Origin of the sequence: Bosea sp. ANAM02, assembly GCF_011764485.1 — a bacterium.
Taxonomy (GTDB): Bacteria; Pseudomonadota; Alphaproteobacteria; order Rhizobiales; family Beijerinckiaceae; genus Allobosea.
Map to the genome: position 1 here is coordinate 178347 of NZ_AP022849.1, position 22038 is coordinate 200384.

Below are 22038 nucleotides of genomic sequence, written 5' to 3' on the forward strand. Positions count from 1 at the left end.
ATGACTGATATTGATCGCCCGTCGCCGAGCCGCGTCCGCACGCTTCTGACCCGGGCCGTGATGGCTCTGGGTGTTCTCGGCGCTGCCGCCTATCTGATCGACGACCTCTACGGTCTCGGCAAGCTTGGCGACAAGATCATGGAGATCGTCGGGAACGTCCTGGCGGCCTTGTTCCTCCTGACCGTGGTCAAGCTCCTCTGCGAAATGTACTGGCCGTGGATCCGCCTCAAGCTGATCTGGTTGGTGACCCTCGCCGGTGTCTGGGCGTGGTGGCGCATCGGCGGCTATTGAGTGCTGGTTACCGGACTTCGACCGAGGCGCCGGTGCTCACAAGCTCATAGAGCTGGCTGACGTGAGCGTTGTGCATCCGGAAACAGCCGCTGGACGCTGCGCGACCGATGCTGCCAGGCGAGTTCGTCCCATGAATCCGTAGAGCTCCCTCCGCGAGATAAATCGCCCTGATCCCCAACGGATTGCGGGGACCCGGCGCGACATAGGCCGGCAGGCGCGGATTCTCGGCTCGCATCGATTCCGTCGGGCGCCAGGCTGGGTTCTTCGCCTTGCTGATGACACGGGTGCGGCCAAACCACTGGTGGCCCTCCCGTCCGACGGCGATCGGCCAGATATGCGCCTCGCCGTCCGCTCGAACGAAATAGAGGAGCCGCTCTCGCGTGTTGATGACGATCGTTCCCGGCCGACCAGGGCCGTCATACGCATAGACCAGTTGCGCGGCTGCCGGTTGGGCGAGGGCGATCATGACGAGAGCAGCGAGAAGCAGGAGCGTGAGCATCCGGCGATTATGCCTCGAGGCCAGGAATGGCGAAATCCATTCGACACTGCGCTTGTGACTGGCGTCCGGTCGCGGCAATTTCGAAGGAAGCCGGACCGGCCCAGATCAAGGAACAGCCTAATGCCGCATCCCGAGCTCCACCGTCTGCCGGAAGGCGCGATCTACCGCATGATCACCGATCGCGTGCAGTTCGAGGATCGGGTCCAGCTGGAGTTCTCGGATCCTATCCGCTGCCTGCGCGTGGAGGACGGCGTCCTTCAGCAGGGCCGCGGCGACGTGATCTCCCACGAGGAGTTCAACGTCGACGCCTTCCGCTGCACCGAGGATGGCTTCCCTCTGCTGCCCGTCGATACGCCCATCTCCTTCCAGGTTGAATCCCTGCGTGAAGCTGCGAAGACGCTCGATCCTGCGCCGGACCTGAGCGCGCATTTTGCAGACATCGCGGCGCTGCGGCGGCGCATGCCCGAACTCGCTGCGCTCGATGCCCAGGCGCGCAACGATGCATTGACCTACGACGCACTGAACCTCGACGTGAAGGATCCCCGCGTTCCGCAGAAATACATCGGCGAGGTGACGTCCCGAGCGCCGGAGAAGGCCGAGCTCGATCCTGTTATTCTGCTCATCGAGCAGCAGACGCGCGTCGCGCCTGAAAACTGGCATCGCGTTATCGACATGCCTCGCTATCAGCACGAGTCACTGCGCGCCATTGCGCGCGCTATGCTGGCTCCCGTGATTGGCAATGCCGCTGATCTTGAGGATATGCGTATCCTGAAGATGGATCCGAACGAAGTTGAGCGATCAGCGGCCATGAAGCGGTGGGTTCGCAACGCGGAAGAAAGCTGCGAGCTCGCTCCTTTCAGTCACCCAAGCTTTCCCGGGTACGAAACCGGAGTCCCCATTTTCGCTGAGAAGGACGGGGTCGGGATCGTTTTTTTCGAGGATCATTTCGCCTCATACGCCTACGCCTTCGCGACCGATCCCGATCTGAAGCTCGAACTGAGGGATGACGAACCGCCGGCGCCGCGCTTCTTCTGATGGACTTCGATCTGCCAGGGACCCTGCAGGAGGCGAGCGAGATCGTTCGCTCCGTTCGTCCTGACCTGCAGATTGATACTGTCTGCATCCTTATTCAGACGGCGGCGGCCGGCCTTCTCGGTTTCCAGACCGCCGACGTTCGCGTCGGCGCCTTGTTCTGGCCATCCGGTTTCGAGGACGACTTCGACTTGGCGATCCGCGGCGGCTGGGGCCTGGCTGGTGTCGACCACGATCGAGGTCGGTTCTATCTCGACCCATCCCTCATGGACGAGGATGGCGGCTATAACGGGCATGCCTGGATCGAAAGCGAGCCCGGCCATGCCCTTGACGTGATGTATGCCTGGGACGGACCCGAGAACGAGATGGACGAGCGTCTTCGCACGGTTCGGCGTTATCTGCGGCGCGTGGACCTCGAACGGCAAGTGAAGCGCTTCTGGAAGGCTGATATGGAGCGCGTTTTCGCTGTCGCGTCCTGTCGGCCAGCGCCGGCGGCCGGCTTCGGTCGCTAGCGACTTTTGGCTTTCATCGGGCCACCATAGCCTCACCAGCATCTCAGCTGAAGGACTGCCCGCGATGGAATGGGATCGACTGGATTCTACGACCTGGCACCGCCCGATGACGGCGATGACGGTCGAGACGTTCCTCTCGGGCGAAACAGGCTCCGCGTTCATCAACCTCGATGGCGGAAAGTTCTGGCTCTCGATCCCCGACCAGGCCGGCCAGTCGCCCTTCGAGACTCTTGCGGCCGCCCAGGCTGCCGGCGATCGTGCCCTGGCTGAGCTTGACGCCAAGCAAGCTTCAGAGATCGCCCGCAGCGAAGGCCTCGACGACGAGTGGGCATTCCAGCTTGATCGCGATCTGCCGACCTTCGTTTCCGCCGCCGGCTTCGAGCTCACGCGCATGAAGCGTGGTGAGTGGGCTGTTTTCGAAGGCGACGAGGAACTTTTGAAGGCGCCGACGGCGGCGGATGCGGCGTCTCAGCTCGCGGCTCGGAATTCCTTCGCACCGTCGATCTAGACGACGCGAGCTCATCCCGCGAATTCGACCGCGGGCATCAAGGATCGGTTCACCTATCCACAGTGCGCGTTCCCCGGATTTCGACCGGGGGCTTGCGCTGCCGCCTCAGTTATGTTCCCTATTCGTTCCATCGCAACGCCATGAAGGAGACTGTGCCATGGCCCACAACGCAGCCCTGACGGCGAAATCGCTCCGAGACGGCAAAGAGCTCGCGAAGCTCTCGTTCCTGTCCGCATTCTCTGGAGATTACCGCGATGTTTTCCGATTTGACTGGGGCCGAAGCGCCCGCCGAGACTGAACAAAGCCGAGACCCCTGGACGACCGATCCGATCCTGGCAGGATCGGTCTTGGCTCAGGCCGACGCCGCCGCGAGAGACGAGCTGATAGCATTTTTCGCTACAGCTGCAGTGGCTGCGTCACAGCAAGGTCAAGGGCAGCGATTCATGGTCGCAGCGTGAACGATCCTTCCGGACGGAGCACATCCGTCCGGATTTCTCCTTGCCCAATTTCCGTATTCCTTCGATATTCGATTCAAGGTTCAAATCGAAGGTCATCGGGGAAGGCAATGAGCGGATCAGATCGTCGCGGGAAAGGGCACTGGGCCGATGTGGCCGTCGCTTCACACCGCGCGCTCCGCCACTTCGATGATTTCATTCATCCCCTGCTGAAGCAGGCTGGCCTCGGCAATATGGCCGTCTCCAACGTCATTTTCCTCCTCAGCCTCGACAAGGGGCCGAAGCGCGTCGTCGACCTGATCAGGGACGAGAACATTGCTGGATCGAACGTCTCCTACGCGATCGCTTCACTCGTCGATTGCGAGCTTGCGGTGCGAGAGTCCGACCCCAAGGACAAGCGTGTTCGCGTCGTGACGTTGACCGAACGTGGACAGAACTTGGCGGCCTCAATCCGCCGCGCGACAAGTGGCGACGCCGGTCAGATCGGCGCCGCTCTCAAGGGCGTCACCCATTTCGAGAACCACTGCTCCACCGGCATGCGCCGGTTAGCCCATGCCGGGTAGCGGCCGTCGGGCCTGGGCGCTCCTAAAGGGAAGTGGCGCGCTCGGCTGATCGTCGCCTTCATCGTCATAGCCCCGAGCCGGGGCAGCCTTCTCGGGCGCACGACGCTTCGCATCGGCAGCCATCTGCTCAGCCGACCAGAGCTCGCGGGTTTCGAAGGGCTTCATCGGCTTGCCGGAAGCGTCCTTCATATTCGCGGTTCCAATCATCTTTCGATCGATCGGAGGGACGATCGCGAGCGGCTCCACGCAGGCCGCGACTCGATGCGTCTTTTCCGTTTTCCCGCCGAAGGCCCACTTGTCCTCGTCGCAGAGGATCAAGAGGCTCGGCACGTAGCCCTCGCCATAGAGCTTCGAGACCGAACCCAGTACTTTGCCGGTGGTTTCGACGCGCGTGTTGATCCCTTCGCGAAGCGACTGATCGCGCCCGACATGCACGCTGAAGATCGGCATCAGCTCAACTGGCCCGCCGGCGAGCAGGCGGTTGGCCTCCACCAGGCGCTTCACATAGGCAGCGACCTTCTCGCCCGGATCCATCTTGAACTCCTGCCGGCCGGCGCGCGAGCGCATGAAGAAGCTCACCTCGCCGCCCGGGAACTCTCGTCCGACCTGGCTCGTGACAAGTGTCTCGACGTCGACGGTGCTGCGCATCACGCGAGCGGCGAGCGGATCGGGGATCGAGACCCATTGTGAGAAGCCGCCCTTGTGGACGTTCGCGGCCGAGATGCGCGCGAGCGCCTTCATGACCTGGACAGGTCCGCTCATCCCGTCATGGATACGCCCTGCGACGCGGCCACAAACGAGCGTGTCGCCTTCGATGAACGCGGCTTCGAGCACGACGAGATCGCCCGGAGCGGTGCGATGGGTCACGCGCCCCTCCGGGCTGCGGGTACCGGATAGCGCGGTCGCCAGCGGCAGCCCCTGAACCTCGGGCTGGTGAAGCTTGAGCTCCGTTCCGGCCGGCAGGGCGCCGAGCGGCGAGACGAGGATTCCGTGGCCTGGCTTCTCCGAAACCCGGATTGCGACGGCTCCGCGCTTGTTCGACAGGCGCGACGCGGCATTGTCGGCCGCGCCCTTAGTCTTTGCGATGTTGGCCAGGGCCACGAGTGCCTCCTTACCGCATGCCAGGGGCCACTGGCCCCTCGACTTCGGGATCGATTGTCACGACAGGCTCGCGCGCGCCCAGAACGGCCGCGATGCGATCACCCATGATCTTCAGGCGATGGACATATCGCTTCTCGTAGCGGTCGCCGCGCAGACGGACGTCGTGACCCACGAACTTCTGCAGGTTCTCCTGCTCGCTGAGCGGATACATGTAGAGGTAGCGCTCCTCGGGGGTGAAATCGTTCTTCGCTCCCTTGCGGGGAACGTCGTACATGATCTCGCCCTTGGGCAGGAAACGGGGCAGCGGTTTGTGCTCGACGAGCTCGACATGCGTCTCCATCGTCAAGCCGACCGCCCTGCCGGCGTGGTCGCGAGTGACGCTGCGGGTGCTCCGGAACTTCACCGGAACGAGCTGGTCGAACTTCCTGGCATAGTCACCCCATTGCGGGCGCCTTTCGTCCGCGTTGAGCCAGAAGGGCTCTTCTTCGAGCACGATCTGCAGCGCCTCAGGCCCGCGGACAGAGAAGATGGTGCCGTAATCATCGGTGCTGAGCTCCGGCACCTCAACCACGCCGTACTCTTCGGTGTCCTCGGTGTGTCGACGGCGCAACCTCACCTGCTTGCCGGATGTTGCATCCAGGAAGCCATAGGCAACGATCGTCTCGTCATCGTTCTCTGTCGCAGTCATCAACGGCTCCTTTGGCGCCATGATCGCTCGATAGCTGGAAAGCCAGAAGTCTCGGTCTCAAATGGGCAACGGCAGGTCGAGAAGGTCGGCCTTCCGGATCACCCTCGGGCCGACGCCGCAGCTGATCCGACGCAAGGCTCGCTGACCGCCGGGGCTCAGCAGGGAGGCCATCACCACGCGCCGCCAGGCCTGCGGGATACGGATCGCGTAGACGCAGTCGCTTAGCGGAGAGGAGCCGCTCTCGACCAGGCCGATCTTCTCATGGGAGGAGCGCCCGACCCTGGCGAGCAGTATGTCCCCAGCGCGCGCGTCCGTCTTTTTTCCGGCGCCTGCCTCGTCGAGATGGATCTCCCGCGGCTCGTCGCTCTTCGGGAACGAGGTGGTGTGGAAGCCGCCCTTCGTTCTGACCTCGACCGATGAGCGGTGGCCACGGACAATCTCTGCACGCAGTTCTCGAAGCGTGATCGAACGCTCCATCTGCGTTGGCCTCAGTGCATAGTAGGCGTGGTCGAGCCGCCTTGCGGCCTCCTGAGGCGAGATCTGGATCGGGTTCGAGAGCCCGTCCTCATCCAGCGTATGGAGATCGACATAGCCTGTCCCGCCGGGTTCGTTGCGCATCATCAGGGCATAGGCTTGAGCCGTCGTTCGCAGGAAGGAACCGCGCCCCAACGACACGACCTTCGAGATCGATAGCCTCTCCACCAAGGCCTGGCGCACGGCCGCGTTCTTGAATGACGTCATCAGGCCGTCGGGGACGATCATACCGATCTCTGCGCCCTCCTTCGCGGCCCGAAGCATCTGGGCGAGGAAGACAAGCTCCGCCGTGCAGGTCTCGGCTGGCAGATCCAGCAAACCGGCGAGACCTGCGTCCGCGAAGATCCGCTCGATCGCCGCGGTTCTGGCCACCCTTCGATAGGGCGGGTTCGACAGCAGCACATCGAATTTCCGGTGGAGTTTCCCTGGGAGATCCAAGGACAACGCATCGAGGCAATGGTGCTGATGGCTGATGCGTCCTGCGCCGCGCAGCTCGCGCTTCAGCTTGAGCTCTATCTCTGGATCCTTATCGACGGTCATGAAGCTCGCGGAACGCCAGCGCTGCGTCGTCGGGAGCGTGAGCGAGCCTTCGCCGCAACCGAGATCGAGGACGTTCTTCGCCATATCGGTCGTGAACAATGCGGCGAAGCTGTCGGCCATCGGCGACTTCGAATAGAAGCGCGAGAGTGGGTCTCCCGGCCTGAAGTCGGAGCGCGAAGGTATGGCTGCGACATCCGCCGCGAGAGACGACTCGACCACGATGGCTCCAGATCAAGGATTCGATTCACATGATCCCATGGGGCCTCGCGTCCATCCATGGTCTCGCGCGGAATTCCTTCTCCAGATTCGCCTCGTTGTGACTTTCGAGGCACGCTTACAGGCTCGCCCAATGACTGATTTCATTCGCGGCCAGATCATCTTTCGCAGGGCTGTGGGCTCGGTAACGCCCGACTACAGCCAGCCACGACATGCTCGCTTCGAGAGCGGATACCCGTTTGTGTATGACATCGCCCTTGCGCTCATTGAATGCGATCCGGGCACCTATGCCGACGAGCAGCTTCTACCGTTCACGCTCTCCGGGGCCCCCGACAGTTTCAGACTCTCATTGGATCGCCGCGGCGATCCGGTTCCGGATTATGCCAGGATCGACAAGCTCGATGGCCTGTTGCGGACAATGCAGATCAAGCCGCCATTCCTAGGATCGCTTCTCTGCTGCGGGGGGATGGTTCTTCGGAAGACTAGGTTCCCCGGCGCACCTGGCCGCGTAGTCATGGCCGGGGCTGGCATCATGCGATCCCCAATCACTGTAGTTCCGGAAAAGGAGATGTTTTCGCTCTTAGGCAGTCCATCGCGGCTCACCATGGGGTCCCCGGAGCCAGTGCCGGAAGCTTTTCCAGATGGCAGCATCCCTAGCCAAACCTTTGACAAACCGATCTGGGGTTTCGGAGAGCGCAGGGCAATTCCTTCCACGCTCCATCTTGATGTTCTTGACCACGGAAAGGAGATTATCTCCCTTCTTTATCGCGACGATCTTTCGGAAGCCGAGGCGCGTCGGCTTGAAGAGCTCAAGGCGTCACCGCTGTGTGAGCCATTCAAGGTGCATTGGAAGGACGAGCTCTTCGCCGAGTATTATCGCCGTTCCAGCGAGGCTGGGGCTGTCGGACAGCTGGATTCGTACCCAACGGCTGAAGAGCGGCAGCGCCAGCGCCGCGTCGTTGACGAGATTGTCAAGGCGATGGTTGAGGAGCAGCGTCGAGAAGACAGCCTTCGCTACGCCTGAGGCGCGGTCGCGCGACAATCCTTTCTTCTATGGCTAGCAGGACAGAGCGGACGATTTTATAGTTTCGCAACTCACCTCGATGATTCCACTCGCGAATCCTTCAATGAACCGACCAGCCCACCCCTTGTCATGACCTTTTCCCGCGTTCGCGTCTTGTGAGCATCCTACGCTGGTGGGGCAGCTGCCTTCACGCCACTCAGGGATGCCCATCGGCATCGTGAGGTCTCCAGATGGAGACCGCCGCAGAAGGAGCAGTTGCATGAAGTCGCATTCACTCGTTGTCGCGTTCGCATTCGTTGCGTTCGCGTTGGCCGGTCAGGCTGCGCAGGCCGACACCGCCAAGGTCTTCGGCACGGCCCAGGTCAAGGTGCTTTCTCCAGACCAGGCAAGGGCGGTCAGCGGCAAGGGCGCAGACCAGGCCATTGTTGCTCAGCATCTCGGGCAGTTCTCGGGGCATTCCGATCTGGCAGCCCGCGGCTCGGTCGGAGGCCCGCTTCCGCAGATCGGGCAGCTTGGAGGGCTCAGAGCGCGTGTCGATGGCGCGCCGGCGGCTCCCACTGGTGTTCTCCCCTCGCTCCCGGTAGGAGCTCCGGCTCCGATCCGCGACCTCGGCCGAGCGGGTGCTCCGCTTCCGCAGATCGGCCCGGTTGGAGTCGCACCGACGCTGCATCGCTGAACGCACGCGAGCCGGCCAGCTGCCGATCGGGAGATCCCGTTCTGCCCTGGCCGGCATTCCGACGCCGCATCCATCGTTGGAAGAAGATCGGCTCCATCTCGCCTGACGGCCGGCGCGCTTTTCCCTAGATCGAAGGGGCGGGATCGTTCGACGTACGGAGCTTCAACACCTCCGCAGGCGCATCGTCACCGACGAACTCGCCGTATTCGCCGCGGGCGGAAAGCGAATTCGGCTGATAGGCTTCCATGCGCGGGAGCTCCTCGCCGGAGGCCAGGTGCGCGCTGATATCGAAATCGTCCAGGCAGGCAATGCCGTTGTTGTCGTGGAAATGATCGAGCGCGACCTCCGCCTTCTCTCCCGGTGACAGATCCGTGTCGACCTCGGCGCTGTAGATCCCAGGGATAAGCGCATCCTCCTCCTCGGAAGGCGTGCCGTTGACGACGACGTAAATGGTCTCGCGGCTCATCAGGCTCTCTCAGTTCGAGTTCTCCGGGGAGGATATCCCAGCGCTTCGCAAGCCGCATCAGCGGATCCACAGTTTGCTGCACCATCAAGGATCGCGGTCGTTGTTCCTTGTTCCGCTCGCGGATACGCTCTTTCGTCTGATCAAGAATCCAAGAGCCATTCGTGCTGTCTTTTTTCCGCCGGCGCCGCGCGCGAACCATTGTGGAGCATGTCCGCTCTAGCCTGATGGCCGGGTTAACCGCGCTCTCCGGTCCTGATCGCGCTGCGGTCATGGCAATCGCCAATGCGCTGATCGATGTCGCAGCCGAGAGGTGGGGCGCCGCCGTGGCCAACCGCCCGATGACGCTCGATCCTGACCTGGCCTCTGACATCGTCGTCGCTTTGTCGGAATCCCATGAGCGCGTCTTCGAGGAGCGACTCCAACCGATCTCCAATCGAGGCATGGAGGACGTCGCGTTCGCCCAATCCATGCGGCAGCTTCGGGCCTACGAGGTCGTCATCGCAACCCTCGGCGCCGCCGCGGCGGACAAGTCATCCGGTTCGGTTGTTGGCGACGCCTGGAAGCTGCTCTGGCTGGCGCGGGATAACGCGGCGCAAGGGGCCGAGGAGCTGCGGAGGTTCTCCAAATTTGCCGACGCTGATCCGGTGCCGCGGTCGAAGAAGCTGCGCAGGCGCGCGGAGCTCGCTGATCTGGTCCGGCTTTCGACCACGCTGCCGGCCTTTTTCCGGAAGAAGCCGACCAAGAGGAAGGCATCGTGAGGGTTGTCCGCCTTGTTCTCGGGCTCGGCCTTCTTGCCTCGGTCGGTGTTGGCGCTGTTGCACTGGCGACCGGTCTTGCGGTTGTCGAGAACTATAGCCGCGACCTTCCCGACCATCGGGCTCTCGCGACCTACGTCCCGAAAACCGGTTCCGAAATCCTCGCGGCAGATGGCTCCCTCCTCTCCAAACGGACGGATCAGCGCCGAACCTTTGTTGCGATCGGCGCCATCCCGCCGCTCGTGAAGCAGGCGTTCATCTCTGCGGAGGATCGCAGCTACTTCACGCACCAGGGCGTCGATCTGCTTGCGGTCGCGCGCGCCGCTGTCGGTCACGCATCCGGAGCCAGCTCATCGGGCGGATCGACGATCACCCAGCAGGTCGCGAAGAACCTGCTCGTCGGCAACGAGCGCAGCGTCGTGCGAAAGGTGCGCGAGGCCCTTCTGGCGATGCGGATGGACAAGGATCTCGGCAAAGAGCGGGTCCTGGAGATCTACCTGAACGAGATCTATCTCGGGCTCGGGGCCTATGGCGTTGCCGAAGCCGCGCAGACCTATTTCGGCAAGTCGCTCGATGCCCTTTCCCTCGGCGAAGCGGCTCTGCTTGCCGGCATGCCCAAGGCACCGAGTTCCTACAATCCGGTCCGCAACCCGTCGCGCGCGCTTGAGCGGCGCAACTATGTCCTGCGACGCATGGCGGAGGACGGCGCGATCGACGTCGCAACCACATCTGCTGCGATCGGCCAGCCGATCCGCCTCGCCGAGCGGAAGCACAAGGAGAATGCCTCCGACAGTCAGGAGGGTTGGTTCCAGGACCTCGCCTGGAAGCAGGCGCTGGCTGGCCTCCCGAGCGACCTGCAGAGCCGCCAGGATATCGTTGTGCGCACGACCCTGCGGCCTGACCTCCAGACGGCCGCAGACACTGCTCTCAAGGCGGGCATCCGCCGCACGGACCAGATCCTCGGCTGGCGCGGGCCCCTGGCTCGTGTGCGGTTGCCAGTGAATTGGTCCGACCCCGAGCTCGATCCGCCAGCGGGGAGCTCGGACTTCTCGCTTGGGGTCGTCGAGAGCGTCGGCGCGGAAGCCGTTGTCGCACTCGGCCCAACCGAGCGGGTGCGTCTCGGAGCTGACGGCGTGCGCTGGACGGGGCGTCGGCTTCAGGACGTCGTCCGCGCCGGAGACGTCATCCTGCTCGACCTTCTTGGCGGTCGGCCGCAGCTCGCCCAGATGCCGGAGGTTGAAGGCGCTCTCGTCGCTCTCGATCCCCGCTCCGGCGATGTGTTGGCGCTTGTCGGTGGCTTCTCGCGCGAACGATCTCAGTTCGATCGCGCGACGCAGGCGCGCCGGCAGGCCGGGTCATCATTCAAGCCGATCCTATATAGCGGCGCGCTCGAAATCGGCTTCGATGCCACCTCCCCCATCCTCGATGCGCCCATTGTCATCGAACAGGGGCCCGGCATGATCGACTGGCGCCCGGCGGATCCGCAGGGCCGCAGCCGCGGCGGCCTGGTGACGGTCCGGCGCGCGCTTGAGCAGTCCCGCAACATCCCGTCCGCCCGGCTTTCGTGGACGCTCGGCCTGCAGGATGTTCAGGATGTCGCTCGTCGTCTCGGTATATCCGGCTCGATGACGAACGCTGCCGCTCTCGGTGCCATCGAGGTCACCCCGCTGCAGATGGCCATGGCCTACGGTGCCTTCGCCAATGGCGGTTCGCTTGTTCAGCCCCGTTATGTCAACGAGATCAGGTCCCGTGAGGGGCAGTTGATCCTGCGTGAGCCCGTCCAGGCCGCTCCCGCCATCGACCCGCTGGCCGCATCGCAGATGGCGTCGATCCTGAAGGGCGTCGTCGAACGCGGTACCGCCCGGACTGCCTTCTCCGGGTTCGGTCGAAACTTCGCCGGGAAGACGGGAACAACCAACTCAGCCCGCGACGTCTGGTTTGTCGGCTTCGCAGCGGATGTCGTGGTCGCGGTCTGGATAGGACGCGACGATAACAAGGTTCTCTTCCAGGGCGCTGGTGGCGGCCGGGTGGCTGCACCGATCGTTCGCGATTTCCTCGATCACTCAGGAGCGAGCTTCACCCTGAAGGAGCCACCGGTGGCTCAGGGGCTCGTTCCGGTCCTGGTCGATCCGACCACAGGACTGCCGGCTCGCTCCGGGCAGACGGAGCTGGTGCGGACTGACTCGCCCCTGCTGTCGGCGATCCCCATTGAAAGCGGACGGCCTGCAACGCCGCGGGGAGCGCGCACACTGCCAGCATTGCCGGTGGATCCCGTCACGCCGCCTGAATTTGTCCCCGAGGAGGACTGATGTGACCGAGGACGGCGAAATGACGGACATCGAGCACATCGATCTCGAAGAGTTCGATGGCATGAACGAGGCCCAAATCGAAGAGCGCCTTCGCCGGCGCGCGTTGGCCATGAAACCCGAGGTCCTTTCTAATTTTCTCTACGGCGTCGCTGCGACCGGCGATGAAGAGCATGAGGACATGATCTTTGACTACCTTACCCGGCGGATAGCCGCGATCCGCCGGATGCGCACCCTCAGGGGAGAGCTCGACAACAGCCTCGCCCAGCTTCTCGGAGAGACGTCTCATGCGTGAGAACGTGGTCCATGAGTATGTCGACGAGGTCGTCGAGACCCGCCGGCGAACGATCCAGATCATCGAGGACGTCCACGCCGAGATCACAGCCTGGCTGGTGAGCGTTTTCTCTGCGACATCTCGGGGTGGACCAGCGTTGCGGCCGCGATCCAGGAGGCCGAGAAGCAGGCGAAACGCTTCAAGGTCGACAAGGGCGCGACGCTTGTCCTTCGCGTCAGCGAGAAGAAAACGCGTCGCTTCAAGGAAGCCGAGGGCTCTGGCGGCAGGTACAACCCCAATGCGCACGTTCGCAATGACGAGATCATCAGCTTCCGCCATGTCTGGGATGGCCATGCAGGCTCGCTCGACGTGAGTATCGAAAAGGCGGACTTCGATCTGGTGGTGCCGATCGGGATTCCCGATGGGAGCGATCCTGGTGATGGCCTGGCCCAAATCATTCTGGGTGCGCGCGGTGATCTCTCAAAATTCCAGCCCTCGCTACTCTCCGGCTTTGGAGTCGGCGAATACCGCATGGCTTCCTGCCAGCGCGTTGCGTTGGCTCAGGTCCCTCCGGATGAACGCCGGCGCCCCATGAACTGGGCAGGGCTGCGCGTTCAGGGGACCCTTGACGTCTATGTCCCCAGCGGAATCTCGACGGCCAAGGTGCAGGAGTTCCTGGAGGACATCGAGCCGCAACCGATCTTTGATCGCACCATGACCACCAAGCTTCCGTCGCTGGTGCTCTACGGCTGCCATCAGGATCAGAGCAAGGTGATCCACTATCCCGCCGCGATCACGACAGCCTATCTGCCGGCTGTGCTCGCGTGAGGGCGCTTCCCGTTCCTCCAAGGCCCGATCGGGTCCTGCGACCTGACTTCACGTTCATCGACGTGGAGTCGTCGGCTCTGGTGTCGGGATACCCGGTGGAGGTCGCATTCTGCGACGATGGTCTCAACGTCTCCAAATGGCTGGTGCGGCCGCATGAGCGATGGGCAGGCCTCAACTGGAATGACGAAGCTCAAGCCATCCATGGCCTCTCGCAGGCCTATCTGCAGGCGGAAGGTGTGCCAGCCGAGCAGGTCGCGGCCGAGATCGCCGACCGGCTGAAGGGCATTCGTTTCGTCTGGTCCGACAACCCCGCCTATGATGCGCATTGGCTCGGCCATCTGGTAGCCCTCCATCCCTCACCGGTGTGGAGCGGGCTTTCGGTCTACCACGAGGCCGGCGCGTTGACTGAAGCATTGGGTGAAGCGACCGCGGCGGCGGCCTGGGCTCTGCGCAAGGATGATGTCGTCGAGCTCGTTCGAGCGACATTCCCGCATGTCCACCGCGCTGGGCCGGACAGCCTCAGCCTCGCATCTCGTTTCCGGCTCTTCGCCGATGAGGTCTATTTCGAGGAGTTGAAGGGCTTCGTTACAGGTTGGATCTCAGGAAGGCTCTGATCACCGGCGGCGAGGCCCTGCTGCTCATCAGCCAGCGAGGTCCTCAAACGCCAAGTCGAAGCGCCCGAGATACTTCCGCACGCGGTCCGTGTCGTTCGAGCTTGCCTTCTTTCCGCGCGACACGGCGAAGAGCTCGCGGCCGGCCGCGCTCATGGTGTTGTGCCGCCGGCAGACGCGGACGACATGTGCCAACTGCACACGATCGAACGGATCAATTTCGGCAGCCCTGTCGCCCAGTAGCTCCTCGAGGCCGTCTCCACCCTGATCTACCGCCCACAGCGCCTTAAGCCTGCGTATCTCCGATTGGACGGTGTCTTCGTCGATGCGTCCCTTCGGCGCCAGCGTTGCCATGCGAGTCGTGCTCGCAGTCAGGTCGCGGAAGTTCGCGCTCCAGGCGGCCGCCGGCGACGTCGCGAAGGACAGGAAGAGCTCGCGCGCCTCGCGAGTCATTCCGACTTTTCGTCCCTCCCGGATGCTGAAGCGATCGAGCTCGTGATCGAGGTTGGGCTCGATGTCCTCGACACGGTCCCGCAACGCTGGCAGCGCGAAGGTCCACAGGTTCAGACGGGCGTAGAGGTCCTCGCGGAAGCGCCCTGCCCTGACCTCTTTGCCCAGGTCCTTGTTCGTGCCCGCGATGAGCAGGAATTCGGACGACACGTCACGATCGGATCCCAGAGGAAGGAAGCGCTTCTCCTCAATCGCCCTCAGGCACATGGCCTGCTCGTCCGCGCCGAGCTCGGCGATCTCGTCGAGAAACAGCATACCCTTGTCGGCAGCCTTCATCAGCCCCGGCCGATCGGCGAGCGCGCCGGTGAATGCACCCTTGCGGTGTCCGAATAGCGCCGACATCGCCTGGTCGCCGCGCAGGGTGGCGCAGTTGACCTCGATGAACTGTCCAGAGACCTGGCCGCGCTTCTTGCGGAGCTCATAGATCTTGCTTGCGAGCTGGCTCTTTCCGGCTCCCGTCGGCCCGGTCAGCAACACGGGCGCGCGCGAGTTGATGGCCACCCGCTCGATCTCGTCGATCATCGTGTTGAAGGTACGGTTCCGCGTCGCGATGCCCCCCTTCAGCACAGAGGTCGACGCGAGCCTCTCCACCGCAAAGCGCGTTGTGATCGCGTTGTAGCGTGACAGATCCAGATCGATGACCGTGTGTCGACCGACCGCCTCAGGCACGTCGCTGCCGCGCTTGGGCGGCGAAAGCTGGATGAGCTTGGCGGACGGGATGAAATGCGCCTCGACGAGAAGGAAGAGGCAGATCTGCGCGACGTGGGTGCCGGTGGTGATACTGACATAGACGTCCTCTTGCTCCGGCTTGAATGCGATCTCGTTTTCGATGACGGCGAGAAGCTTGCTGAAAACCTCCTCGAAATCCCACGGATCGCGTGCGTTGAAGGCATGCCGATGGACCTCCGTCGCCGGTGCGACTTCGGCAATATCAGCCGTGACCTGCTTGAAGAGCGCATCACTGTGCGTGTCGACGAGCAAATGAAGGTCGTCGATGAACAGACCAGGTTGCTGGCACATCCCGACGGTCGGTCGCCACTTGTTCCAGCGCTGCTCCTTCATCCCGGCATCGAGCTTGGTGCCGAGGATCGCGATGCCAACCCGCCGCTTCATGGTCTATCCAAATTTCTAACTCGCTATCTCTCTGTATAGCATTGGGCGGCTTCCGGCAATCCTTGCCTCAAGGATTTCGGTGCACATCACAGAGTGAATTTCCCACCTGAACTCAATAACTTGATTGCCGCTTCGACAATCCTTTGAAGGATTGTTCTGCGAGTTGGCACGCGCCTTGAAATCCTCCTCCCCGTAACCGGCGGCGGAGAAAGCCTCCCTCGCCACCCATCCCCCGACACGACCGGCCATCCAGGCCGGAACGAGGACGCATGCCGGCGCCAGGCCGGGAGCGAGGACGCATGACCATTACGATCTCGGGACAGGATCTCATTGATGCCGGACTGCGGCAGGGCCGCTGGTTCAAGCCGGCGCTCGAAGCAGCCAACTCGGCCATCGCCCAGGGCGAAAGCTTCAACGCTGCGCTGGCGATCGCCGCGGGCTTTGCTCCGCCTCCAGCGTTGGCTCTCCGCACGCCGGGTGCGCTGCCCTTCTACGCCAATATCGAGGCCGAGACGCCCGAGGAGGAGGCGAATGTCGAGGCCGTGAAGAAGACCATGACGGAGCTCCTGAGGACGCCTGTGGTGACCGCAGGCGCGATCATGCCCGACGCCTGCCCTTCCGGCCCCGGATCGATCCCGGTCGGCGGGGTGGTATCGAGCACGGGGATCCATCCCGGCTTCCACTCGGCCGATATCTGCTGCTCGATGGCGATCACCGTGGTTCCGGGCGCATCTCCGGCCGCGTTGCTCGACGCCGTCCACAAGGTCACGCATTTCGGTCCCGGCGGGCGCGAGCGCGGGAAGCAGGTCCGTATGTCTGATTCTTTGCTTCAATCCTTCGATGGCAACGAGTTTCTCAAGGACCTCGTGTCTGTTGCGCGGGAACATCATGCGACGGAAGGCGATGGCAATCATTTTGCCTATGTTGGCCAACTCAAGTCGACGGGCGAGACGGCACTGGTAACCCACCATGGCTCGCGAGCGCCTGGAGCGAAGCTCTACGGGAAGGGAATGAAGCTGGCCGAAGCTACGCGGCGCCGCATTTCTCCGGAAACTTTGGCGAGCAGCGCATGGATTGAGGCCGACACCCGCGAGGGCGAGGCCTACTTCGACGCGCTACAGATCCTGCGTCGGTGGACCAAGTCGAGCCACTACGCCATCCATGACCTGGCGCTGTCGGTTCTGGGTGTTGCGGCCGGTGACCGGTGGTGGAATGAGCACAACTTTGTCTTCAGGAAGACGGATGGCCAGTTCTACCACGCCAAGGGCGCGACGCCGGCGTTCAAGGGATATGCCGACGACGATACTGGGCTGACCATGATCCCGCTGAACATGGGCCAGCCGATCCTGATCGTGCGCGGGAGCGACGCAGCTCATGGGCTGGGCTTCTCCCCTCACGGGGCAGGGCGCAACCTCTCCCGGACGGCGCACAAGCGCTTGATGGGTGATCGCCCGGTTGAGGACATCGTCGCGGAGGAGACCCGCGGGCTCGACTGCCGCTTCTTCTGCGGACGCCCGGATATCTCCGAGCTGCCGAGCGCCTACAAGTCGGCGGCGTCGGTGCGGCGCCAGATCGAGCACTTCGGCCTGGCCGAGGTGGTCGACGAGGTCCTTCCGTACGGCTCGATCATGGCGGGTGATTGGGAGGTTGATGCACCCTGGCGCCGCCGAAAGCGGGCTGCCTGACAAGGCTCGTGCTCTCGCCTCAGGGCGAGAGCACTCCCGGTGCGCGCGGCTTGCCGTTTTCGTTTTTCCGATCGAGCATCGTTCTCGACCAAGGAGAGACTGGTGATGACCAAGCACGTCCTGAAGGCGCGAATCTGCTCTGATGATGGCGTTTGCGACTGCACGAGATTCCGCGGCGAAGGCTGCCAGCTGATTTGTGAAGCCTGCGGCGGGGTGCGCGATTTGAACTTCTCGTCGTTGACGAGCGCCTGCCCAGGGCAACTGATGACCGAAGATCAGAAGGCCAAGGTCGAGGGTTGTGTTCTCGATTTTCGCGACGGCGAATGGCTCGATCTACGACCACCACTGACCCTTCAGGAGATGATCTCCCTCTGCGACCAGCACATCCTCGACGCAGCTGGCTTCGACGTCATCCGTCTCGACGAATTCAACTATTCGCCGCCGACCCTCGGCCTGACCGTCTGGCGCCGCGACGGCAAATCCTCCAGTCCGACCATCTTCCTGGATGTGACGATCCTCGCCGGGGATTACGACTATGTGGCGGTCAGGACGGTCGAGGAGGAGGGGCTTGCCATGCCGACCTTGATCACTCATCACGCAATCAATCCGTGGCTCAGTCGGTACGCAATGAAGCACCGGCTCAAAGAGGTGCAGATACGGGAGATCATGGGCAACGACAGCTCGATCTCGGTTCGCACCAGCACAGCCCCGCTGCTGGTCTATACGTCGAAAATGATCAAGAGGGCCGCCGCCCAAGCGAAGGTCTATTGCCTGCCCGGCTTGTCAGGAACGGCCTCGCATTTGTAGCGGACCGACAGGCTCTGATCTGCCCAGGTCTCGTGACCGGTCGCCTGCGCGTGCCGCGCTGCAACGGCCATGGCGTTCTTCGCCACCCAGATTGCGGTCGAGCCTGCACAGGTGAAGCAGCCTGCCATGACGTCCACAGAGGTCGATCGGGTCAGCATGCGGTCCTCCTTTGCCAGATCTCGTGCCTGAGCTCGCCGACTTGGTCGTAGCGGGTGCGCTGGAAGCTCCCCGGGAATGGCTCCAAGAACACGTCACATCGATGCCGTCCGGGAATTCGGGTGGCGATGATCCGATCGGTGTGGGGGCGGGATGCCGCGTAGATCTCGCAACCGCCGGCTACGATCAGCTCCTCGGCACCGAGTTCGAGAGCTCGGGAAAAGGCCGCAGCATAGCTCTGCTCGAAGAACACCCCGTCAATGGCCTCAGGAGCCTGCCTGGTGAGGACGATGCTCGTCCGGCCAGGCAGAGGCTTGCCGATCGACTCGAAGGTTGTGCGGCCCATTAAAAGCACGCGGCCGAGCGTCATCCGCCGGAAGTAAGCCAAGTCGGCTGGATAGTGCCACGCGAGCTTCCCAGCGCGTCCGATCCCGCGATCGTCATCAAGCGCGACGATCTGGGTTAGGGTGAGCCCGCTGGGGAGGACGAGGCCGGTCATGCCGGCTCTCCCGCGCACGCCACGCCGCATTCGGAGTCCGAGGGCTCCCATTCGTCTTCGAAGAAGGTCGGTGCGCGCCTGGCCTCGTCGACGAGCTTCTGCATCGAGTCGCGGCGATCGAAGCGTCCAAAGCGAGCTTCCTTGTCGAGCCACCAGGACACGTCATCTGGATGGATGCGAATGCGGTTGATCCGGTCAGCGCGCGCCATGGCGAAGCAATGCGTGCAATTACCGACGCCTCGTGGCAGCTGCAGGTCGAATTCCTGCGCAGCCCAGAACGCGTTGATATCGTCCTTGCGCATCTTGGCCTTGGCCAGCGGATAGATGACACGGCGGCCGTGCTTTTCGGCGTTCTCCAGGCCGTTCAGGATGCGAATGCCCTCGTCATCCCGAAGGCCGATCGCTTCGAGATAATTGCCAGGCTCTCCGTGACCGAGAGAGCGCATCAGCGAGAACATGGGGAGCACCTTAAGGAACTGGGTGCACCAGCGTTCCTTCCAGTTCGGCACGCGCTTCTTCTTTTCGATCAGCGCAGCGAAAGGCTCACCATCGCGGCTCGCAGAATTGTAGCCGACGATCTCGAAGCCGGGCGCCTCGGCGCACCATTCGATCCAGTAGATATGGATCCCCCATCGGGTGCCGCACTCATGGACGAAGCGCAGGGTTTCCTCGCGCTCCTTTCCCGTATTGGCGAAGGCGACGACGATGTTTTCAGGAAGGCGGCCGTCATGGGCGTCGATGATCGCCTTGAGCATGCGTGCGCTGGTGCGGCCTCCAGAGAAGCTGATCAGCGCGGTCCCCTGTAGCAGGAATGGATTGGGCTTGATGGTCATGGCGGATCTCAGACCGCCACGTCCATCTTGATCGCGGGATGAGGGTCGTAATCCTCGATCACGATGTCCTCGAAGCGGAAGGCGAAGAGGTCCTTCACGTCCGGATTGAGCCGGAGCTTCGGCATCGGCCGCGGCGCCCGAGCAAGCTGCTCCTTCAGCGCCTTCTCGTGGTTCCGATAGACATGCACGTCGCCGAGCGAATGAATGAATTCGCCTGCGATCCTGCCGGTGGCCTGCGCCATCATGGCGAGCAGGATGGCGTAGCTGGCAACGTTGAAGGCCCAGCCCAAGCCGGAATCACAGCTGCGCTGGGTCAGCATGAGGTGGAGCCGGTTGTCGCTGGTGCAAAACAGCTGGACGAGGCAGTGGCACGGCGCCAGGGCCATCTTCGGGATGTCCGCGGGGTTCCAGGCCGAGATGATGGTGCGGCGCGAAGCCGGATTGTTCTTGATGTCGGCGATGGCGTTGGCGATCTGGTCGATTGTGCCGCCTTCCGGCGTTTCCCATCGCCTCCATTGCTGGCCGTACACTGGACCGAGCTCAAGATCCTTGTCGGCCCACTCGTCCCAGATGGTGACGCCGTTCTCCTTCAGATAGCGAATGTTGGTGTCGCCTTTCAGGAACCAGAGCAGCTCGTGGATCACTGACTTCAGATGGATCCTCTTCGTCGTCAGCAGCGGGAAGCCGTCTGCGAGGTCGAAACGCAGCTGTTCGCCGAACAGCGCCTTCGTACCGACCCCGGTGCGATCCATACGCCTATCGCCCTTTTCGAGGATCTTTCGAATGAGCGCGGCATATTGATTATCGACGTGGCGGGGATCGTCACAAGGAATGGACATTGAATCGTCTCCGATCTTTCGTCGAAGACAGTCCTCTGGTGGATTACAAGTCACAATCCTTGTTTCGCGCCCCGTCCACCGATTATCGTAGCTTGATCCGTTGAAAGGAATCGCGACGTGGCCAAGAACATCGAACGCATGCGACGGCTTCTGGTCGTGGCTTGCGACGCAGCTCACATCTCGGGCGCGCCGACCTATGACGGGAACGCCAAGCTCTTCAGGTTGCCCGGGAGCAGCATCGAGATCGCGGTCGAGCTGGGCAAGGACGGCTACGTCTACCGGCTGCGGGAGATCTACGAGGTCCCAGACCTACAGGCTGGTGGCGCCAGGCCCGTTCGCAACGAGCTTGCGACCCTGCCGGTCGGAAGCGAGGTTGAGGTCGCCCGCCGCGCGGTCGTTCATCTCGTCGGCAGCCGTGTCAACTCCGCGCTTGATGCGGCCGCCTAGCAGGCCTGAGCGCCTTCGATCTCTTTCAATGCCCAAGGGCAAGGAACAATGATGTCCGAAGCCGCCTCGCTCGATCTCGGCCGCATCGAATTTCGTCTCGAAGCGGAGAATGGGCTTTCCACCTTGTCTGTCACAGGGGAAGGCGCCCGAAAGTGCTACGCGCCGATATCGTTGCAGCTTGCAAACAACCAGATCTTTAGCGGCTTAAATGCCCCGCTATACGGCATCCTTGATCGACCGTTCGTCGACTGGAAGGGCGCAGCGGTGCAACCCAGTCGCATGGCTGTGCCAGCATCCCTTTGGGCACATGTCAGCGGATTATTCCAGGAGCTCTACGGTCGCGAGGCCGCATGGGAAGAGCGCAAGGCTTTCCTCGAGGCGATCCGGAACAAGGCGATCGGCTCATCGATAGTGCAACTTTGGGGCGTTGGAGACATTGACTTCGACGCGCTCCATGCCCTGCCCTACGACAATCGCGGCAGTGAGCTGATGCCTCTGGAACACTACAACTGGCTGGCCGAACCCACCGTCAGCGCCCAGGCCGTCAAGCGCTTCGTCCTCACGCATCCGATCCTCGCCGCTTTCGCGATGAACGGCTCCGAGTTGTTCGACATTGCAAAGGGGTACTCCACGCCCGAGGCGGCATACGAGGCGATCCTGTCTTCCATCGAGACGGTCGGGTTCACCGGGAATGGCGGAGGCTGGAAGCGCGAGGTCGGGTCGATCTCGCGTGAGACACTGGCTCGCCTCGCTGATCTTCCGGGGGTACGCGTGTCGTTCGATGAGGACGACCTCTATTTCACCAGCGATTTTCTGGCACTCGCTCGCCGTCTCAAGCCGAATTCGCTTCCTCGCACCGTAACGGGACTCGTCAACGTGGTCGAAGCCAGTCGCTGCGTGAAGGGTCTCCTGGAGCGTCTCTCGGTTACAGAGGCCTTGGAGATGGGGCAAGGCTTCGGTTTCCATCTCAGCGACGCCGAGATCCAGCAGATGTTCCGGGACGTGGACTTCGACAAGGCGCCCGGAATGATCACCACGATTGCCATGGGCGGTGTTCCCTTCCTTGGAGCGTATGGAGCCCTGCTTGAGGAAAGATGGGATCTGGTGCGCGAGCCCAGTGCGGATGTTGGCGGCTTCGCCTTCTCAGCTCTGCGGGAGGCTCTGCTCCGTGACGGCTTCATTTCCGTTTCCGAGAAGGCCAAGGAAGCCGTTCTCGAATTCGAGGGCCTCTCGGCGCCCCATCCCTGACTGCTTCGCTTGTTGCTTGCAC

General features: G+C 62.8%; 25 protein-coding genes. 14 read left to right on the forward strand and 11 right to left on the reverse strand.

Annotation, left to right across the window (positions count from 1 at the left end; all coding sequences use genetic code 11):
* Window positions 1-291, forward strand: coding sequence for a hypothetical protein (locus OCUBac02_RS24580; RefSeq protein ID WP_173050154.1), 291 nt, complete (start codon window positions 1-3; stop codon window positions 289-291).
* 7 nt (window positions 292-298) lie between these two features.
* Here OCUBac02_RS24580 and OCUBac02_RS24585 read toward each other — a convergent pair whose 3' ends face one another.
* On the reverse strand, window positions 299-790 hold the full coding sequence (locus tag OCUBac02_RS24585) for a L,D-transpeptidase (protein ID WP_173050156.1): 492 nt from the start codon (window positions 788-790) through the stop codon (window positions 299-301).
* A gap of 120 nt (window positions 791-910) precedes the next feature.
* Here OCUBac02_RS24585 and OCUBac02_RS24590 point away from each other — a divergent pair, with 120 nt between their 5' ends.
* The 4 genes from OCUBac02_RS24590 to OCUBac02_RS24605 all read left to right on the forward strand — a co-directional run bounded on the left by OCUBac02_RS24590 (window position 911) and on the right by OCUBac02_RS24605 (window position 3860).
* On the forward strand, window positions 911-1825 hold the full coding sequence (locus tag OCUBac02_RS24590; protein ID WP_173050158.1) for a hypothetical protein: 915 nt from the start codon (window positions 911-913) through the stop codon (window positions 1823-1825).
* Window positions 1825-2334 (forward strand): hypothetical protein, encoded by a 510-nt coding sequence (locus tag OCUBac02_RS24595; RefSeq protein ID WP_173050160.1) that lies wholly within the window; start codon window positions 1825-1827, stop codon window positions 2332-2334. Before OCUBac02_RS24590 ends, OCUBac02_RS24595 begins: the two co-directional genes overlap by 1 nt.
* A 115-nt stretch (window positions 2335-2449) precedes the next feature.
* The gene (locus tag OCUBac02_RS24600; RefSeq protein WP_173050162.1) at window positions 2450-2842 is read left to right on the forward strand and encodes a hypothetical protein; all 393 of its coding nucleotides are present in this window, start codon (window positions 2450-2452) and stop codon (window positions 2840-2842) included.
* 565 nt (window positions 2843-3407) lie between these two features.
* Window positions 3408-3860 carry a MarR family winged helix-turn-helix transcriptional regulator gene (locus OCUBac02_RS24605; RefSeq protein WP_173050164.1) on the forward strand — a complete coding sequence of 151 codons (453 nt, stop codon included), beginning with the start codon at window positions 3408-3410 and terminating at the stop codon, window positions 3858-3860.
* On the opposite strand, the gene OCUBac02_RS24610 is transcribed toward OCUBac02_RS24605, so the two are convergent.
* From OCUBac02_RS24610 to OCUBac02_RS24620, 3 genes are read right to left on the reverse strand one after another with little or no spacing between them, the layout of a single operon-like run.
* Entirely contained in the window at window positions 3843-4961 is a 1119-nt protein-coding gene (locus OCUBac02_RS24610; protein WP_173050166.1) for a hypothetical protein, read from the reverse strand. The two genes, OCUBac02_RS24605 and OCUBac02_RS24610, sit on opposite strands and share 18 nt — an antisense overlap.
* A gap of 10 nt (window positions 4962-4971) precedes the next feature.
* Complete coding sequence (locus OCUBac02_RS24615) at window positions 4972-5649, reverse strand: hypothetical protein (protein ID WP_173050168.1); 678 nt, start codon at window positions 5647-5649, stop codon at window positions 4972-4974.
* 57 nt (window positions 5650-5706) lie between these two features.
* Entirely contained in the window at window positions 5707-6942 is a 1236-nt protein-coding gene (locus OCUBac02_RS24620) for an N-6 DNA methylase (protein ID WP_173050170.1), read from the reverse strand.
* A gap of 130 nt (window positions 6943-7072) precedes the next feature.
* Here OCUBac02_RS24620 and OCUBac02_RS24625 point away from each other — a divergent pair, with 130 nt between their 5' ends.
* Window positions 7073-7963 (forward strand): hypothetical protein, encoded by an 891-nt coding sequence (locus tag OCUBac02_RS24625; RefSeq protein ID WP_173050172.1) that lies wholly within the window; start codon window positions 7073-7075, stop codon window positions 7961-7963.
* 271 nt (window positions 7964-8234) lie between these two features.
* Here the strand turns inward: OCUBac02_RS24625 and OCUBac02_RS24630 are convergent, their stop codons facing one another.
* Window positions 8235-8399, reverse strand: a complete 165-nt coding sequence (locus OCUBac02_RS24630) for a hypothetical protein (protein ID WP_173050174.1) — start codon at window positions 8397-8399, stop codon at window positions 8235-8237.
* Window positions 8400-8763: 364 nt separating this feature from the next.
* Complete coding sequence (locus tag OCUBac02_RS24635) at window positions 8764-9105, reverse strand: hypothetical protein (RefSeq protein WP_173050176.1); 342 nt, start codon at window positions 9103-9105, stop codon at window positions 8764-8766.
* 161 nt (window positions 9106-9266) lie between these two features.
* Between OCUBac02_RS24635 and OCUBac02_RS24640 the strand changes: the two genes are divergently transcribed.
* Complete coding sequence (locus OCUBac02_RS24640) at window positions 9267-9863, forward strand: hypothetical protein (protein ID WP_173050178.1); 597 nt, start codon at window positions 9267-9269, stop codon at window positions 9861-9863.
* Window positions 9860-12169, forward strand: coding sequence for a penicillin-binding protein 1A (locus OCUBac02_RS24645; protein ID WP_173050180.1), 2310 nt, complete (start codon window positions 9860-9862; stop codon window positions 12167-12169). The genes OCUBac02_RS24640 and OCUBac02_RS24645 overlap by 4 nt, the downstream gene beginning before the upstream one ends.
* Here OCUBac02_RS24645 and OCUBac02_RS24650 read toward each other — a convergent pair.
* Window positions 12135-12794 carry a hypothetical protein gene (locus OCUBac02_RS24650; protein WP_173050182.1) on the reverse strand — a complete coding sequence of 220 codons (660 nt, stop codon included), beginning with the start codon at window positions 12792-12794 and terminating at the stop codon, window positions 12135-12137. The genes OCUBac02_RS24645 and OCUBac02_RS24650 overlap by 35 nt on opposite strands.
* Window positions 12795-12809: 15 nt before the next feature.
* Here OCUBac02_RS24650 and OCUBac02_RS24655 point away from each other — a divergent pair, with 15 nt between their 5' ends.
* Together OCUBac02_RS24655 and OCUBac02_RS24660 are read left to right on the forward strand one after the other, a co-directional pair.
* Entirely contained in the window at window positions 12810-13268 is a 459-nt protein-coding gene (locus OCUBac02_RS24655; RefSeq protein WP_173050184.1) for a hypothetical protein, read from the forward strand.
* 95 nt (window positions 13269-13363) lie between these two features.
* Entirely contained in the window at window positions 13364-13882 is a 519-nt protein-coding gene (locus tag OCUBac02_RS24660; RefSeq protein WP_173050186.1) for a 3'-5' exonuclease family protein, read from the forward strand.
* A 27-nt stretch (window positions 13883-13909) separates the two neighbouring features.
* Here the strand turns inward: OCUBac02_RS24660 and rtcR are convergent, their stop codons facing one another.
* Window positions 13910-15502, reverse strand: a complete 1593-nt coding sequence (gene rtcR, locus OCUBac02_RS24665) for an RNA repair transcriptional activator RtcR (RefSeq protein WP_173050188.1) — start codon at window positions 15500-15502, stop codon at window positions 13910-13912.
* A 299-nt stretch (window positions 15503-15801) separates the two neighbouring features.
* On the opposite strand from rtcR, the gene OCUBac02_RS24670 reads away from it, so the two are divergent.
* Window positions 15802-17187, forward strand: coding sequence for an RtcB family protein (locus OCUBac02_RS24670; protein WP_173050190.1), 1386 nt, complete (start codon window positions 15802-15804; stop codon window positions 17185-17187).
* A gap of 105 nt (window positions 17188-17292) precedes the next feature.
* Window positions 17293-17994 (forward strand): hypothetical protein, encoded by a 702-nt coding sequence (locus OCUBac02_RS24675; protein WP_173050192.1) that lies wholly within the window; start codon window positions 17293-17295, stop codon window positions 17992-17994.
* A 151-nt stretch (window positions 17995-18145) separates the two neighbouring features.
* On the opposite strand, the gene OCUBac02_RS24680 is transcribed toward OCUBac02_RS24675, so the two are convergent.
* Genes OCUBac02_RS24680 through OCUBac02_RS24690 form a run of 3 tightly spaced genes read right to left on the reverse strand, consistent with a single transcriptional unit; the run spans window position 18146 to window position 20321 of the window.
* Complete coding sequence (locus OCUBac02_RS24680; RefSeq protein WP_173050194.1) at window positions 18146-18649, reverse strand: dihydrofolate reductase; 504 nt, start codon at window positions 18647-18649, stop codon at window positions 18146-18148.
* Window positions 18646-19482, reverse strand: coding sequence for an adenine nucleotide alpha hydrolase family protein (locus tag OCUBac02_RS24685; protein ID WP_173050195.1), 837 nt, complete (start codon window positions 19480-19482; stop codon window positions 18646-18648). The genes OCUBac02_RS24680 and OCUBac02_RS24685 overlap by 4 nt, the downstream gene beginning before the upstream one ends.
* 8 nt (window positions 19483-19490) lie before the next feature.
* The gene (locus OCUBac02_RS24690) at window positions 19491-20321 is read right to left on the reverse strand and encodes a thymidylate synthase (RefSeq protein WP_173051155.1); all 831 of its coding nucleotides are present in this window, start codon (window positions 20319-20321) and stop codon (window positions 19491-19493) included.
* A 117-nt stretch (window positions 20322-20438) separates the two neighbouring features.
* Between OCUBac02_RS24690 and OCUBac02_RS24695 the strand changes: the two genes are divergently transcribed.
* The gene (locus OCUBac02_RS24695; RefSeq protein WP_173050197.1) at window positions 20439-20768 is read left to right on the forward strand and encodes a hypothetical protein; all 330 of its coding nucleotides are present in this window, start codon (window positions 20439-20441) and stop codon (window positions 20766-20768) included.
* A gap of 51 nt (window positions 20769-20819) precedes the next feature.
* A complete protein-coding gene (locus OCUBac02_RS24700) occupies window positions 20820-22016 on the forward strand; it encodes a hypothetical protein (protein WP_173050199.1) in 1197 nt (398 codons plus the stop codon).
* The last annotated feature ends 22 nt before the right edge of the window (window positions 22017-22038 follow it).

Excerpts from the sequence above, each read along its gene's own strand:
- OCUBac02_RS24590 (WP_173050158.1), top strand. The coding sequence starts at position 911 with ATGCCGCATCCCGAGCTCCACCGTCTGCCGGAAGGCGCGATCTACCGC.
- OCUBac02_RS24580 (WP_173050154.1), top strand. The coding sequence starts at position 1 with ATGACTGATATTGATCGCCCGTCGCCGAGCCGCGTCCGCACGCTTCTG.
- OCUBac02_RS24605 (WP_173050164.1), top strand. The coding sequence starts at position 3,408 with ATGAGCGGATCAGATCGTCGCGGGAAAGGGCACTGGGCCGATGTGGCC.
- OCUBac02_RS24670 (WP_173050190.1), top strand. The coding sequence starts at position 15,802 with ATGACCATTACGATCTCGGGACAGGATCTCATTGATGCCGGACTGCGG.
- OCUBac02_RS24650 (WP_173050182.1), bottom strand. The coding sequence starts at position 12,794 with ATGGCCATCCCAGACATGGCGGAAGCTGATGATCTCGTCATTGCGAAC.
- OCUBac02_RS24680 (WP_173050194.1), bottom strand. The coding sequence starts at position 18,649 with ATGACCGGCCTCGTCCTCCCCAGCGGGCTCACCCTAACCCAGATCGTC.
- OCUBac02_RS24595 (WP_173050160.1), top strand. The coding sequence starts at position 1,825 with ATGGACTTCGATCTGCCAGGGACCCTGCAGGAGGCGAGCGAGATCGTT.
- OCUBac02_RS24585 (WP_173050156.1), bottom strand. The coding sequence starts at position 790 with ATGCTCACGCTCCTGCTTCTCGCTGCTCTCGTCATGATCGCCCTCGCC.
- OCUBac02_RS24630 (WP_173050174.1), bottom strand. The coding sequence starts at position 8,399 with ATGCTGAGCAACAATGGCCTGGTCTGCGCCCTTGCCGCTGACCGCCCT.
- OCUBac02_RS24685 (WP_173050195.1), bottom strand. The coding sequence starts at position 19,482 with ATGACCATCAAGCCCAATCCATTCCTGCTACAGGGGACCGCGCTGATC.
- OCUBac02_RS24675 (WP_173050192.1), top strand. The coding sequence starts at position 17,293 with ATGACCAAGCACGTCCTGAAGGCGCGAATCTGCTCTGATGATGGCGTT.
- OCUBac02_RS24600 (WP_173050162.1), top strand. The coding sequence starts at position 2,450 with ATGACGGTCGAGACGTTCCTCTCGGGCGAAACAGGCTCCGCGTTCATC.
- rtcR (WP_173050188.1), bottom strand. The coding sequence starts at position 15,502 with ATGAAGCGGCGGGTTGGCATCGCGATCCTCGGCACCAAGCTCGATGCC.
- OCUBac02_RS24700 (WP_173050199.1), top strand. The coding sequence starts at position 20,820 with ATGTCCGAAGCCGCCTCGCTCGATCTCGGCCGCATCGAATTTCGTCTC.
- OCUBac02_RS24625 (WP_173050172.1), top strand. The coding sequence starts at position 7,073 with ATGACTGATTTCATTCGCGGCCAGATCATCTTTCGCAGGGCTGTGGGC.
- OCUBac02_RS24615 (WP_173050168.1), bottom strand. The coding sequence starts at position 5,649 with ATGACTGCGACAGAGAACGATGACGAGACGATCGTTGCCTATGGCTTC.
- OCUBac02_RS24690 (WP_173051155.1), bottom strand. The coding sequence starts at position 20,321 with ATGTCCATTCCTTGTGACGATCCCCGCCACGTCGATAATCAATATGCC.
- OCUBac02_RS24635 (WP_173050176.1), bottom strand. The coding sequence starts at position 9,105 with ATGAGCCGCGAGACCATTTACGTCGTCGTCAACGGCACGCCTTCCGAG.